Raw genomic sequence first — 13781 nt, 5'->3', positions numbered from 1 at the left:
ACCGAAAGAACAGATATGCCCCCCGACACCCTCCACGCCCTGCCGACAACGCCCCCCGTGTGCTGCGTGCTGCACCTGGAACGGCCCGCGACCCAGCCGACCGAGCCCACGGCCGGAACGCCGTTTCTGCTGTCCAGCCACTGGGCGTTTGCGGGCCTGCGGCTGCCCTTCCAGCGCCTGTCCGATGCGGCGCAGCCCGCCTGGCGTGATCTGGCCCAGGCGCTCCTGCAGGCCACCAGCACCGCCCAGGTGCGCGATCTGCTGGATGACCCGGCCAGCCCCCTGCAGGACGCTGCCTTTCCGGTGTTTGTCCACCAGCCCCGCGCCCTACACACCCTGCTGGAGAGCGCGCTGATCCCCGCCTGCCCGGACCTGGCCCCGGCGCTTGCGGGCCTTGGGCAGCGCCTGCGCGCATGGCCTGCACACTGGCCGCAGCCAGAACACCCGCCCGGCTGGTTCAGCGGGATTTTTGCCGAATGGGCCGATGCCGCCACGCCACCCGAGCGCAAAAACGCGCTGCGCCAGAATCTTCTGGATGCCGTGGCCACCATCACCTGCGCCGCCGCGCAAGCCAGCGAAAGGAGCCTGTAATGGCCAGCGCAAGCACTTACGACGCGGTCAGCCGTCAGTGGGAAATCCTCAAAATATTGCCCACCCGCACTCCGGGACTGACCAGCAACGAGATCCACAAAGAGCTGATCCTCAGGGGCTACCGGACCAGCCGCCGCACGCTGGAGCGCGATCTCAAAGAGCTTCACGCGCGCTTCACAGGACTGAGCTGCAACGACAAGGGCCGCCCTTACGGCTGGTACAAAACGCCGGGGCTGGGCGAGGAGCTGCACGAACTCAGCCTGGCCGACGCCCTATCAACCCGGCTGGTCGAAGAGCTGCTGCGGCCCCTGCTGCCGGGCGGCATCCTGCGGCCGCTGGAAGAGCGCTTTGGCAGCGCGCGGCGCAAGCTGGATGGGCTGGGTGGCCGCAACCCGCTGGCAGCCTGGGCCAGAAAGGTGCGCTACGTGCAGCCCACGCTGTCGCTGCAGCCCCCGAGCCTCGACGAAGCCGCGCTGGCCACGGTGCAGGATGCGCTGCTGCGCGACGAAAGCGTCCGCGTCTGCTACGCCCGTCCAGGGGACGCGGAGGCGCGCGAGCTGCTGCTGCACCCGCACGCACTGGTGCAGCGCGGCCAGACCGGCTATCTGCTCGCCACGGCGTTTGGTTACGATGATCTGCGCCTCTATGCTCTGCACCGGCTGCACTCGGCCACCGCCACGCACGAACCCGTGCGGCGTCAGCCCAAGTTTGATCTGGACGACTATCTGCGCCACAACCCGCTGGAGTTCGGTTCGGCCGAGCGCATCCGCCTGGTGCTGTGGGTGGACGACGATCTGGCCGCCATCCTGCGCGAAACCCCGCTGGCTCCTGGCCAGACCCTGAGCGAGGCCCCGGGCGGGCACCGCCTGGAGGCCGACGTGGCCTACACCTGGCAGCTTCAGTGGTGGCTGCAAAGCCAGGGCGCGCGCCTCGAAGTGCTGGCGCCCGCTGTGCTGCGCCAGGCTGTGGGCAACGAGGTGTTGGCCCTGGCGGAAAAATACCGCCATGACTCTCCCGCGCCGTCTGCCGCATCTGTTGCAAACTGAGAGCCGAGACCCGAATCATGCCCATCCGCCAGACCCTCACCCACACGCGCGTCCCCGTCCAGATCTGGACCGACGAGGTCGACGATCTGTCGAAGCAGCAGCTCGCACAGACCGCCTCGCTGCCCTTTATCCATCACCACGTGGCGGCCATGCCTGACGTGCACTTTGGCAAGGGCGCGACGATAGGCTCGGTCATCGCCACGCACCAGGCCATCATCCCGGCGGCGGTCGGGGTGGACATCGGTTGCGGCATGGTGGCGGCGCGGCTGTCTCTCACCGCCAATGATCTCGACGAGGTGGCGCTGAAGAAAATCTTCAACCAGATCAGCCGCGACGTTCCCGTGGGCCGCACCCAGCACAGCGACAGCCGGGCGCTGGAAGGGGCCGCCCAGCCTTTTGCGGCGGGGCTGGAGGCGCTGCTGCAGCGGCATCCCAAACTGCTGAAATCGCTGGGGAAAATGTCCAAGTGGGTGGACCAGATGGGCACGCTGGGCGGCGGCAACCACTTCATCGAAGTGTGTCTGGACGAAGCGCAGCAGGTCTGGGTGATGCTGCATTCGGGCAGCCGGGGCGTGGGCAGCGCCATCGCCGAATACTTCATCGCGCTGGCGCGTCGCGACATGGAGCGCCACATGATCCAGCTCCCCGATGCTGATCTGGCCTATTTCCAGGAGGGCTCGGAGCACTTTGCTGACTACGTGCAGGCCGTGCAGTGGGCGCAGGATTACGCCATGGCCAACCGCCAGGCCATGCTGGATCTGGTCCTGGCCGCGCTGGCCCGCCACCTGCCGCCGTTCACGGTGACGACCGAGGCGGTCAACTGCCACCACAACTATGTCGCCCGCGAGCACCACTTCGGCGCCGATGTCTGGGTGACGCGCAAGGGCGCGATCCGGGCTGGAGAGGGCGATCTGGGCATCGTGCCGGGCAGCATGGGCGCCAGCAGCTTCATCGTGCGCGGCAAGGGCTGCGCGGACAGTTTCTGCTCCAGCGCGCACGGCGCCGGGCGGCGCATGAGCCGCACCGCCGCTTTCCGCAACTACACCGAGGCCGATCTGGTCGCGCAGACCCAGGGCGTTGTCTGCCGCAAGGATAAGGGCGTGGTCGACGAGATTCCTTCCGCCTACAAAAACATCGACACCGTGATGGCGAACCAGAGCGATCTGACCGAAACCCTGCACCGCCTGCGCCAGGTGGTGTGCATCAAGGGCTGAGTCATGAGTTACTGGTTCAACCCCAGCGATGTGGAGTTCACAGTCATCCGTGGACAGAAACCACGCGCGAAAAAAGGCAACAAAGAATACAGCGTCCACATCGTGCGCTTTGACATTCGTCGTCTATCGCTCAAGCAGCATCAGCAGCAGATGTTGTCAGAGTCCATTTGCCCTCCGACGTCCAAGAACGGGTACCTCACCATTGAGGTCAAGGGCTGGCGCAGCGCCGAACAGAACCGCTGGGTGGGTCTGAGAAGGATACACAGCATGCTTTGGTTTGGCCTTGAAGCTATCCACGCGCGGCCCACTCGCGCATCCAAATGCAAGAGCATGGAAATTGGTAAGCAGACCAGTCGCAAACGTCTGGAAGGGAAAAAACGACGCAGCCAGACTAAGGATGCGCGCAGCCGGGTCCAGGTCTGAACCCAGGGCTATATTGAAAAAGCTGAACCATGCCCCTGCGCATCCTCCCCCACGAGGTCGAATTGACCGCCATCCGCGCCCAGGGGCCGGGCGGGCAGAACGTCAACAAGGTCTCCAGCGCCATCCACCTGCGCTTTGACATTGCGCGCTCGTCGCTGCCGGTGCCCGTGCAGCAGCGGCTGCTGGCGCTGGCCGACCAGCGCGTGGGCAAGGATGGCTGCATCACCATCAAGGCCCAGGGCTCGCGCAGCCGCGAGCACAACCGCCTGGAGGCGCTGGCCCGCCTGCAGGAGATGGTCGACCGCGCCGCGCATATTCCCCCGCAGCGCCGCCCGACGCGGCCCACGCGCGCGTCCGAGCGCGAGCGGCTGGAGCGCAAAACCCGGCGCAGCCAGACCAAGGCGGAGCGCGGGCCGATCCGCTTCTGATCGGGGGGCTGACGTCAGCCTCAGGTCAGTTTGCCGTCAGTCCGCTGTAAACCCTGGCCAGGGTTGTCCCTGATCTGGCCCGTGCATCCAGTGCTGGCGCACACACCGTGGCCTAGACTGCGCATACCTTTGGTCAGACCAAGCATCTGCTGCGATCTGACCGCTTATTTCCCCCAAACGGAGTGCAAAAACATGGCGTGGCAACAGATTTACGACCCGATGGGGAGCATGGTGGCGTCCACCCTGCTGGCGGCACTGCCGGTGGTGGTGATGCTGGGGGGCCTGGGCTTTCTGCACCTCAAGGCGCACATTGCTGCTGGTGCGGGCCTGATCGCCGCGCTGGCGGTGGCCATTTTTGTGTACGGCATGCCCGCCGGCATGGCGGGCAAAGCGGCGATGCTGGGCGGCTTCACCGGGCTGCTGCCGATCGGCTGGATCGTGCTCAACATCATCTTCCTGCACCAGCTCACCGAGAAGAATGGCAGCTTCAAGGTGTTGCAGGATTCCATCGCGGGCATCACGCAGGACAGGCGGCTGCAGCTGCTGCTGATTGCTTTCTCGTTTGGTGCCTTCTTTGAAGGCGCCGCCGGTTTCGGCACGCCCGTGGCCGTGACCGCCGCCATCCTGATTGGCCTGGGTTTCTCGCCGCTGGCTGCATCGGGCCTGTCGCTGATCGCCAACACCGCGCCCGTCGCCTTTGGCGCGCTGGGCACGCCGGTCATCACGCTGGCCAAGGTGCACGGCTATGACCTGATGGAAGTCACCGCCATGATCGGCCGCCAGCTGCCCTTCTTCTCGGTGCTGGTGCCGTTCTGGATGATCTGGGCCTTTGCCGGTCGCAAGGCCATGATGGAAATCTGGCCGGCCATTCTGGTCACCGGCCTGTCCTTCGCCATCCCGCAGTTCCTGGTGTCCAACTTCATCGGCCCGGAGCTGGTGGACATCATCGCGGCGATCTCGTCCATGCTCTGCCTGGTGCTTTTCCTGCGCGTGTGGCAGCCCAAAAAAATCTGGACCTCGACCAGCCTGAAGATGCGCAAAGGCCAGACCGACGACAGCAAAATCGAAGGTGCGACGCCCCTGACGCCCATCGGCAAGCACTCCCGCGAAGCCGTCATCCGCGCCTGGACGCCTTGGCTGATCCTGACGGTGTTTGTCTTCATCTGGGGCCTGCCGTCGGTGAAAACCGCGCTCAATGGCCTGTTCGCGCCCGCCTTCCCCATCGAAGGCCTGAACAAGATGATCGAGAAAATGCCTCCCGTCGTCACCGCTCCGACGGCCGAGGCGGCGGTCTACACGCTGAACCTGCTGTCGGCCACCGGCACCGGCATCCTGCTGTCGGCCCTCGTGGGCGGCTTTGTGATGAAGTACAGCCCCGTGGCGCTTGTGCAGCAGTTTTTCCGCACGATCTGGATCGTGCGCTACTCGCTGCTGACCATCGTGCTGATGCTGGCGCTGGGTACGCTGACGCGCTATTCCGGCACCGACACCACGCTGGGCCTGGCATTTGCCAACACCGGCGTGTTCTACCCCTTCTTCGGCACGCTGATGGGCTGGCTGGGCGTGGCGCTGACGGGCTCGGATACCGCATCCAATGTGCTCTTTGGCGGGATGCAGCGTGTGGCCGCCGACCAGCTGGGCCTGTCGCCCAACCTGATGGGCGCGGCCAACAGCTCGGGCGGCGTGATGGGCAAGATGATCGATGCGCAGAGCATCGTCGTCGCCTCGACCGCCACGCGCTGGTTCAACCACGAGGGCGACATCCTGCGCTATGTGTTCTTCCACTCGATCGCGCTGGCCTGCCTGATGGGCCTGTTCGTCACGCTGCAGGCCTATGTGTGGCCCTTCCACCTGATGGTCGTGCACGCGGCGGGCTGACCGGCGACACCCCAAAAACAAACGGCCTGCGCAAGCAGGCCGTTTGTTTTGTGCGCCTGGAACAGGCCTCAGAGCATGATGCCGCCGTCGCCGCCCGGGTCGCCAAACAGGCGCAGCGACTGGCTGCTGACGCGGTCGCGGAAGCTCTTGCGCGACAGCAGCTTGGTCTGCGCCTCGATGGGCAGATCGGTGATGTTGATGACGTTCTTGATGATCAGGGTGTCGATCACGTCTTCCAGCACGCGCACGAAAGACGCGTCCATCTGGGTGAAGCTCGCGGCGGCGGTCGCCTTCTCTGCCGCGCTGTCGCCGCCCACAAAGGCGCGCACTTCGGGGTGATCGTCGTCCAGCCATTCGGGCTCCTGCCCGGGGGCTTCCAGGTGCAGGCTGAGCAAAAGACCGTCGGGAGAGCGCAGGACGTAAGGCATGGTGGACGGGGCGTGGGCGGCACGCCGCAGGCGGGTTGGAACAGGCCAGCAGCGCAGATCAGGCCTGCCGCCGGTGTCCGCCAGTGTAGGCCCAGCCCGCACCGCCCGTGTGCAGGAACTGCCCTGTTTTTGCCAGATAGTTCAGCCGCGCGGCGCTCTCACAGCCGGCCATAGCTGTGCAGCCCGGACAGGAAAAGGTTGACGCCCAGAAACGCAAAGGTCGTCACCAGAAGGCCGACCAGCGCCCAGGCCGCCGCTGCGCGCGCGGACACCCGGCGGCTCAGGTGCGCGTGCAGCCAGGCGGCGTAGTTCAGCCAGACGATCAGCGCCCAGGTTTCTTTCGGGTCCCAGCTCCAGTAGCCGCCCCAGGCCTCGGCGGCCCACAGCGCGCCCAGAATCGTCGCCGTCGTGAAAAAGGCAAAGCCCAGCGCGATGGCGCGGTAGATGATCTCGTCCATCACTGCCAGCGGCGGCAGGCGCTGCTGCCAGCGCGCGGGCAGCAGGCGGGCCAGCCCCACGGCGGCGGCCAGCGCAAACGCCGCGTAGCCGATCAGATTGGCGGGCACATGCAGCGCCATCCAGCCGCTTTGCAGCGCGGGCACCAGCGGCTGCACGGCCTGCGCCCCACGCGCCGCGCTGGTCCACAGCAGAAAAGCCACCGCCGCGCTGACCACCGCCATGGGCCAGACGCCCAAAAGGCGGACGGGCCAGCGGCGCTCCAGCGCCAGGTGCAGCAGCGTCGTGGCCCAGGCAAAAACCAGCAGCACCTCGTAGAGATTGCTCACCGGCACATAGACCCGCCCCGGCGCGATCAGATGGCTGTCCCAGCCGCGCAGCAGCGTCGCCGTCACGCCCAGCAGCACGCCGCCAAAGGCCAGGCGGGACGCCGTGCGGGCCACCCGGCCGTCCGGCGCAGCGCCCGGAGCCAGCCAGGCCAGCGCGTAAAACACGGTGGCCAGCAGCAGCAGTGCCGCCATCGCCAGCACCGCGCCCTGGCTGCCAGGCAGCACGCCCTGCAGGCTGAAAAACACCAGCAGCGCCGTACCCAGCGCCAGCGCCTGCAGCGCACGCCAGTGCCATCCCCCCAGCGCCAGCGCCGCTCCGGCCAGCCCCAGCGCGATCAGCTCGTAGCCATCCAGACGCTGGCGCCCCAGAGCGGCCAGCAGCGCAGTCAGCAGCAGCACAGCGGCCAGCCAGACGCGGTCCAGCCAGCGCAAGGGATCGAAGAAAATCATGTCGCCGTCCTGTCAGAAGTTGGTTGAAATGCCGGGGGCCGGGTCCGTATTTGGGGCCAGAAGCGCCTGGTGCAGCGTCTGCCACTCGCGCTCCAGCGCCGGGCCGGTGCGCGATCCGGTCATCGCCAGCAGGACGCGGCCCGTGTCTGGGGCGTCGCCGCCAGTTCCGTCACGGCCCGGCTGCAGCAGCAGCCACAGGCGACGGTCGCGCACGGCCAGCATCGCCGCCACGCCCAGCGCCAGCAGCAGCGCCCCCGGGTAGACCAGCCAGCGGCCGGGTGCACGCGCCACCTCGAACACGCTGGCCATCACGGGCTGCACTGCCAGCGGCTGGATCAGCGCTGGTGCCGGGTAGAAGAACTGGTCGGACAGCGAAGCGCGCAGCAGCCGCCAGCGGGCCTGCGCATCGGGGAGATCCGCCAGCGGCGGCTGCCCCGCCGCCTGGCGCACCTGATCGACCAAGGCGCGCAGGCTGGGCTCCAGCACCTGGCGCAGCTGCGCGGTCAGCGCCGGGCGCTGGCCCAGCGGCGTGGTCTGCAGAAAAGCCAGCAGCGCGGCGTCGCCGCCCAGCGGCCGGTCCGGGCCCAGCCCGGCCGCCTCGCGGTCGGCCGCCAGCGCCGGGGTCAGCGGCACCGCCAGCGCGCCCGCGAATAGCGCCAGCGCCCGATCCGCGCTGGCGCGCCAGACAGCCCGCTCGCGCTCGGGCACCGCCAGCGCCGCGCGGGCCACAGCGCGGGCCACAGCGCGGGCCCGCTCCCGCGGATCTCCCAGCGCCTGCAGCACGCGCAGCCAGCCGCGCACGCCGTCGCCATCCACCGGGATGCGCAGCACGCGCAGCGGCGCGTCGGGGGCATCGCGCGGGTCGCGGGCGCCAAAGGCCAGCACCGGCACGCCGTCCACCGTCACAGGCTGGAAGGCGCTGTCGAAATCCCGCGCCTGCCCCGCCGCGTCGCGCCAGCGGTAGAGCAGGCGCGGGCCCAGCGGCGGCGCAGCCGGGGCGGCGTCCCGCGCTGGGGCCGTCAGGCGCTGCCACACGCTTCTGCCGTCCCCGGCAGGCGGGGCGACCGTCAACGGGCGGTAATCGGCCAGCTCCAGCCGCAGGCCTGTCGGGCCCGCCAGACCGGGCAGCGTCAGGGCCGGACCCGCCACGCGGCCCGACAGCCGCAGGCCCAGCGCGGAACCGGATGCCCCAGCCTGCGCCAAAGCGGCCGGAATCAGTGGCCAGGCCATCAGGCTGACGCGCGATCCGCCGTCCTCAAAACTGCTCTGGTAAAGGGTGATGCCGCCCCAGGCCCCGCCGACCTGCAGCGGCTGGTTGACCGCCACCGTGGCGCTCTGGCGGCGCCCGTCCGGGGTGTGGATGAGCACGTCGCTGGCGAAGCGGCGTGGCGCTCCGCTGGGCCAGAAATCGGCGTGAAAGCGGCGCAGCTCCAGCTCGAAAGGCAGCGGCTGCACCACCGCGCCCTCCGGACGGGCGATCAGCGCCAGACCCGTGCGGGCGCCCTCGGGAACGAACAGGCTGGCGCGGAAGGCCGGGGTGTGCGCGTCCAGCCGGTGGGCGGCGGGCACGTCCGCAATCAGCCCCCGGCCGGTGTAAGGCGTGACGCCCAGCCAGGCCATGCGCGCGCGCAAAAGCGCGTCACCGTCCAGCAGGCCGCCCAGCGCGATCAGCACCACCGCGCCGTGCGCCGCCACATAACCCAGGCGCCCGTAGCGGCCCCGACGCGCCGACAGCCAGACGCCGCCCTCCTGATCCCCCTGCTGGCGCCAGCGCCAGCCCATGTCGGCCAGGCGCTCGCCCAGCAGCGGTGCGGCCTGCGCCGGATCGCGGGGCCAACCGGTGGGCCAAGGCCGATCGGCGTGGTGGGGCAGTGCGCGCAGTGCGCCGGTCTGCATCTGTCCGCGCCAGCGTCGCACGTCGCGCCACAGGCGGGGGGTGTGGCGCAGCAGGCACAGGCTGGTGGACAGCACCAGAAAGACCATCAGCGCGACATAAGCGGGCGAGCTGTAGATCTGGAACAGGCCTGCCGCATCAAAAACCCCGGTCCAGAACGGGCCGTAAAGGCCCAGCGGCACTGACAGCGGCTGGTTTTGCGGCAGCACCGTGCCCACGGCCGAAGCCAGCGCCAGCACGCACAGGATCCCGATGGCGAAGCGCATGGAAGCCAGCACCGCCACCCCGTCCCGCCACCCGCCAGCCGGGGCTCCCTGAAGCATTCGTCTCATGGGCGGACTGTAATGCAGCCGGGGAACCTACAATGCGCCCCATGGAATCTCCTGCACCGTCTCCCGCCCAGCCCTCGGCACCCGCCGCGCCCCCGTCTGCCGCCGCAGCGCAGGCGGCTGCGCTGGCCTGGGCGCACAGCGCGCGCTTTCTGACCACGGCCAGCCAGCTGCACCAACTGCCCGCGCCGGTCTGCCCGGAAATCGCTTTTGTGGGGCGCAGCAACGCGGGCAAATCCTCGGCCATCAACACCCTGGCGCAGCACCGGCGCCTGGCGTTTTCCTCGCGCACGCCGGGGCGCACGCAGCACATCAACCTCTTCGAACTGGGCGGCGAGCGCCAGGTCGGGCCGCACACGCTCTGGGCCGATCTGCCCGGTTACGGCTACGCGGCAGTCGAGCGCGCGGCCAAGCTGCGCTGGCAGAAGGTGATGGCGGATTATCTCGAGCAGCGCCCCGCGCTTTTCGCCGTTGTGCAGATGGTGGACGTGCGCCACGGCCTGACGCCACTGGATCTGCAGCTGCTGCAGTTTGTGTCCAAGCGCGTTTCACTGGGCAGCCTGAAGCTGCTGGTGCTGCTGACCAAGGCGGACAAGCTCAGCCGCCAGCAGGGCCTGAAGGCGCTGGCGCAGGTTCAGGCCGGGCTGCAGGATGTGGTCACCGAGCGCTCCGACGTGGCCGTCAGCCTGTTTTCAGCGCTCAAGGGCATCGGTGTGGGCGACACTGCACAGCGCCTGATGGAATGGCTGCAGCCGCCGGAATCGGCCGATCTGGCTGAAGCAGCCGCAGCGCCAGTTCCGCCCGCGCCGCCCGCAGCAACCGATCAGGGCTGAACCAACTTTTCCACCCGCGCGCGGGCGCGGTTGCTGACCAGGGCACGTTCGACAAAATTGGCGTCTTTGAACAGCGCGCGGCCCTCGCTTCGGCAGGCGGCCAGCGTCTGGCGCTGGGTGTCGGCGGAGATGCCGGGCAGTTCAGCCTCAGCGGCAGCCAGCAGGCGGTCGGCTTCGGCCTTGCGCAGGCCCTGCTTGTAGGCCGTGCCCAGCAGCGCAAAGCTGTCCTCGGCCAGCGTGACCATACCCGGCATCAGCGCCGTTTCGCCCGCCTTGTAGCGCGTGGCCTGTGCCACGGCCTCGCGCTTCATCACTGCCGCACACTGCGCGGTGTGCTGCCAGGCCTTGGCTTGCGCGGCGTCCTCGGCAGCGGTGGCCGCCTGGGCCAGTGCAGGCAGCGCTGTCACGCCCGCCAGCACCGTCGCCAGCACGGCCCTGTGCAGCGCATATCGGGAAAATGTCGGGATCAGGCGCATGGTGTGTCGGGGGCGGGTGCAGAAGTTGACGTTTCTGCATGGACCCGCGCACCGGCCAGAAGTTCAGGCGGGGTGCAGCGCACCCAGGCGGCGCAGGCCCCGGGCGCCGGTCGCAGCGGGCAGGTTGGCGGGCTGCCCTGCACAAAAGCGTTCGGCCAGCCAGGCGAAGGCCAGAGCCTCCATGCCCTGCGGCGGCAGGCCCAGCGCGGCGGTGGTTTCGACCGTCAGCGCGTCGCCCAGAGCTTCGCGGACCAGCTGCGTCAGGCGCCGCATCAGAAGCGGGTTGGCCGCGCCGCCGCCGCACACCAGCACGCGGCGCACGGCGGTGGACACGCGCAGCAGCGCATCGATCGCGCTGCGTGCGGTCAGCTCCAGCAGCGTGGCCTGAACGTCCTGCGGCGCGGCGCTGGACGTACTGCTGGCGTCCAGATGGCGCTGCAGCCAGTCCAGGTTGAAGAGCTCCAGCCCGGTGCTTTTGGGCGGGGGCAGCTCGAAATAAGGCTCAGCCCGCATCACCGCCAAAAGGTCTGGCAGGACCTGGCCGCTGGCCGCCCAGGCGCCATTGCGGTCGAAAGGCTGGCCGGTGTGGCGACGGCACCAGGCGTCCATCAGGGTGTTGGCCGGGCCGCAGTCGAAGCCGGCCGGGGCGGCCAGCGCTGGGTCCAGCACGCTCCAGTTGGCGATGCCGCCCAGGTTGAGCACGGCCACGGCCTCGCTGTGCACTGCGCCCGCCAGCAGCGCCTGCTGAAAGGCCGGGACCAGCGGCGCGCCCTGTCCGCCCGCCGCGATGTCGCGGGAGCGGAAATCTGCCACCACATCGATGCCCGTCAGCTCGGCCAGCAGCGGCGCCGACAGCAGTTGCCAGGTGTAGCCCGAGCCTCCGGCCTCAGCCGCATCCAGGCCCGTGTCCAGCGTGTCAGCGGGTGCGGCCGGGTGGTGGCGCACCGTCTGGCCGTGCGCGCCGATGGCCCGCACGTCCTGGGGCGCCACGCCAAAGTGCGCCAGCGCCTGCTGCACGGCCTGCGCGTAGACGCGCGCCACGGCGGCGCCTGCCAGCGCGGCGCGGTGCAGCTCGTTCGCGCCGGGCGTGTTCAGCGCGCGCAGTGCCGTCTCGACCCCGGCGGGCCAGGGCAGCGAGAACAGGTGGCAATCGCGCACCAGCGGCATCGCCACGCCCGAGTCCGCGCCCGTGTTCTGGGGATGAAAGCGCGCCAGAACGGCGTCCACCCCGTCCAGCGAGGTGCCGGACATCAGCCCGACAAACCAGTCAGCGCTTTCGGGGGGCGTTGCGGCGGCGTCCATGCTGATCTCAGTCCAGCAGGGCCAGTTCGCGGCCGTCCATCGAACGCGCCAGCGCGAGCTGGTTGCGGTACTGGCGGGCGCGGCTGGAAAAATCGGCCATGGCCTGTGCGGGCAGCTTCACGATGTCGGTCTGCCCGGCCAGCGCGATCTGCGGGTCCACCGCCACGCCGTCCTGCTGAAATTCGAAGTGCAGGTGAGGGCCGGTGACCCAGCCGGTGGCGCCGCTTTCACCCAGCAGTTCGCCCTGGGCGACTTTCTCGCCCACGCGCACGTCGATCTGGCTCAGGTGGGCGTAGACCGTGGTGCGGTTCTGGCTGTGACGCACCTTGATGACCTTGCCGTAGCCGGTCTGTTCGCCCGCGAATTCGACGGTGCCGTCGCCTATCGTGCGCACCGGCGTGCCGATGGCCGCCGCGTAATCGACGCCCTTGTGCTGGCGCCAGGTCTTGAGCACCGGGTGCAGGCGCATGGAAAAGCCCGACGAGACGCGGGTGTAGTCCATGGGGTGATCCAGGAAGGCCTTGCGCTGGCTCTGGCCCCGGCTGTTGTAGTAGCCGCCTGGCGCGTCGCCGTGCTGGTACCACATCGCCGTGTGCATTTTGCCGTCCAGACGCAGTTCGGCGGCCAGCACACGGCCCGCGCCTTTGCCCCAGGGAATGGGCTCGCCGTCAGCGGTCAGGGTTTCGTAGACGACGCTGAAGGCGTTGTCCTTGCGCTGGCGCTCGCCGGGGTCGATGTCGCGGCCGAAAATGTCGGCGACCTGCGCGATCACCACTTCGGGCAGCTGCGCGGCGCGCGCTCCGGCCAGAAAGTGGGGCGCCATGTCGCCGCTGGTCAGGCGCAATTGCGCCTGCAGGGGCAGTTTGTCCATTTGCGCCTGCCAGCCGGTGTCGGTGCGGCGCACGGTCAGGCGATGGAAGTAGGCGGTGTCGGGCAGCACGGCGCTGGGGTCGTCCAGCGTGTCTCCGGCCTTGGGCGTGCGCACGCTGATGCGCGAATCGGGGTCTTCAAAGCGCACGACGAGCTCGTCGAGCTGACCATCGCGGCCGGTGCGCGCCTGCACCAGCTTGCTGCCGCGTGCCGACAGCAGCGCCCGCGCCACACTGTCGGTGCGCAGGAAGCGGGCGGCGGCCGGGTCGACCACGTCCACGCGGCGCAGCATCTGCTCGGGCGTGTCGGTGGGGCGGGCGATGTCGCTGCGCAGCAGAGTCAGCCCTTGCGCGGCCTGGGCTTCGAGCTGGGCGGCCAGATCGTTGGGGCGGACCACTTCGGCCACCAGGCGGACCTCGTTCACCGGGCGCGACAGCTCCTGCTCGTCGACGCCAAAAGCGGTGGCGCCAAAACCGCCGCACAGGGCCAGCAGGGTGCCGGAGGCCAGCACGCGGCGGTGCGCGTAGGTCTGCGCCAGCAGCGCGGTCAGGCCGCTGGCCTGCAGCAGGTGGGGCGGGGCAAATTCCGGGCGGGACGGGGCAGTTTTGGGCGTCATGCAACAGTTTTTCGGGCGGAGCGGAGCCACCCGCAGCGCCATGGCTGCATCCGGCGCAGCGCACCGTCGGGACTCCTGGATCAGGCAGGTTCGGGCGGTAAAACAGGCCCGCGCATCAGCGCTGGTCGAGTCTGATCCAGACCCGAAAGTTCCACAAGGCCGTCAAAATCAGAGCCTTATCCCGTGTGAGCCTGTCTTTTCGGCCGCAACGGCCGCCA

At 69.0% G+C, this 13781-nt stretch carries 13 protein-coding genes; 7 read left to right on the top strand and 6 right to left on the bottom strand.

Annotated elements, in window-relative coordinates:
- Positions 1-15: 15 nt before the first annotated feature.
- From RV045_RS00345 to RV045_RS00320, 6 genes are all read left to right on the top strand, one after another.
- Positions 16-591: a hypothetical protein gene (locus RV045_RS00345; protein ID WP_423233766.1), complete on the top strand. Its 576-nt coding sequence runs from the start codon at positions 16-18 to the stop codon at positions 589-591.
- The gene (locus RV045_RS00340; RefSeq protein WP_423233765.1) at positions 591-1637 is read left to right on the top strand and encodes a helix-turn-helix transcriptional regulator; all 1047 of its coding nucleotides are present in this window, start codon (positions 591-593) and stop codon (positions 1635-1637) included. Before RV045_RS00345 ends, RV045_RS00340 begins: the two co-directional genes overlap by 1 nt.
- A 17-nt stretch (positions 1638-1654) precedes the next feature.
- Entirely contained in the window at positions 1655-2851 is a 1197-nt protein-coding gene (locus RV045_RS00335; protein WP_423233764.1) for an RtcB family protein, read from the top strand.
- A 3-nt stretch (positions 2852-2854) separates the two neighbouring features.
- The gene (locus RV045_RS00330; protein ID WP_423233763.1) at positions 2855-3274 is read left to right on the top strand and encodes a hypothetical protein; all 420 of its coding nucleotides are present in this window, start codon (positions 2855-2857) and stop codon (positions 3272-3274) included.
- Positions 3275-3303: 29 nt separating this feature from the next.
- Complete coding sequence (arfB, locus tag RV045_RS00325) at positions 3304-3702, top strand: alternative ribosome rescue aminoacyl-tRNA hydrolase ArfB (RefSeq protein WP_423233762.1); 399 nt, start codon at positions 3304-3306, stop codon at positions 3700-3702.
- Between the two features lie 192 nt (positions 3703-3894).
- Positions 3895-5580: an L-lactate permease gene (locus RV045_RS00320; RefSeq protein ID WP_423233761.1), complete on the top strand. Its 1686-nt coding sequence runs from the start codon at positions 3895-3897 to the stop codon at positions 5578-5580.
- Positions 5581-5648: 68 nt separating this feature from the next.
- Here RV045_RS00320 and RV045_RS00315 read toward each other — a convergent pair whose 3' ends face one another.
- From RV045_RS00315 to RV045_RS00305, 3 genes are all read right to left on the bottom strand, one after another.
- Positions 5649-6008: a hypothetical protein gene (locus RV045_RS00315; RefSeq protein WP_423233760.1), complete on the bottom strand. Its 360-nt coding sequence runs from the start codon at positions 6006-6008 to the stop codon at positions 5649-5651.
- 158 nt (positions 6009-6166) lie between these two features.
- The gene (ccsB, locus tag RV045_RS00310; protein ID WP_423233759.1) at positions 6167-7243 is read right to left on the bottom strand and encodes a c-type cytochrome biogenesis protein CcsB; all 1077 of its coding nucleotides are present in this window, start codon (positions 7241-7243) and stop codon (positions 6167-6169) included.
- Between the two features lie 12 nt (positions 7244-7255).
- The gene (locus RV045_RS00305) at positions 7256-9469 is read right to left on the bottom strand and encodes a cytochrome c biogenesis ResB family protein (protein WP_423233758.1); all 2214 of its coding nucleotides are present in this window, start codon (positions 9467-9469) and stop codon (positions 7256-7258) included.
- Between the two features lie 41 nt (positions 9470-9510).
- Here RV045_RS00305 and yihA point away from each other — a divergent pair, with 41 nt between their 5' ends.
- Positions 9511-10299, top strand: a complete 789-nt coding sequence (gene yihA / locus RV045_RS00300) for a ribosome biogenesis GTP-binding protein YihA/YsxC (RefSeq protein WP_423233757.1) — start codon at positions 9511-9513, stop codon at positions 10297-10299.
- Here the strand turns inward: yihA and RV045_RS00295 are convergent.
- The 3 genes from RV045_RS00295 to RV045_RS00285 form a co-directional block, all read right to left on the bottom strand.
- Entirely contained in the window at positions 10290-10775 is a 486-nt protein-coding gene (locus RV045_RS00295; RefSeq protein ID WP_423233756.1) for a hypothetical protein, read from the bottom strand. The two genes, yihA and RV045_RS00295, sit on opposite strands and share 10 nt — an antisense overlap.
- A gap of 63 nt (positions 10776-10838) precedes the next feature.
- Positions 10839-12077 (bottom strand): anhydro-N-acetylmuramic acid kinase, encoded by a 1239-nt coding sequence (locus RV045_RS00290; protein ID WP_423233755.1) that lies wholly within the window; start codon positions 12075-12077, stop codon positions 10839-10841.
- Between the two features lie 7 nt (positions 12078-12084).
- Complete coding sequence (locus tag RV045_RS00285; RefSeq protein ID WP_423233754.1) at positions 12085-13563, bottom strand: M23 family metallopeptidase; 1479 nt, start codon at positions 13561-13563, stop codon at positions 12085-12087.
- Positions 13564-13781 lie beyond the last annotated feature (218 nt).

This window comes from Amphibiibacter pelophylacis (assembly GCF_037688875.1).
Classification (GTDB): domain Bacteria; phylum Pseudomonadota; class Gammaproteobacteria; order Burkholderiales; family Burkholderiaceae_C; genus Amphibiibacter; species Amphibiibacter pelophylacis.
Note: the sequence above shows the minus strand (reverse complement) of the source record. Positions and strands in the feature narration are given on the sequence as shown.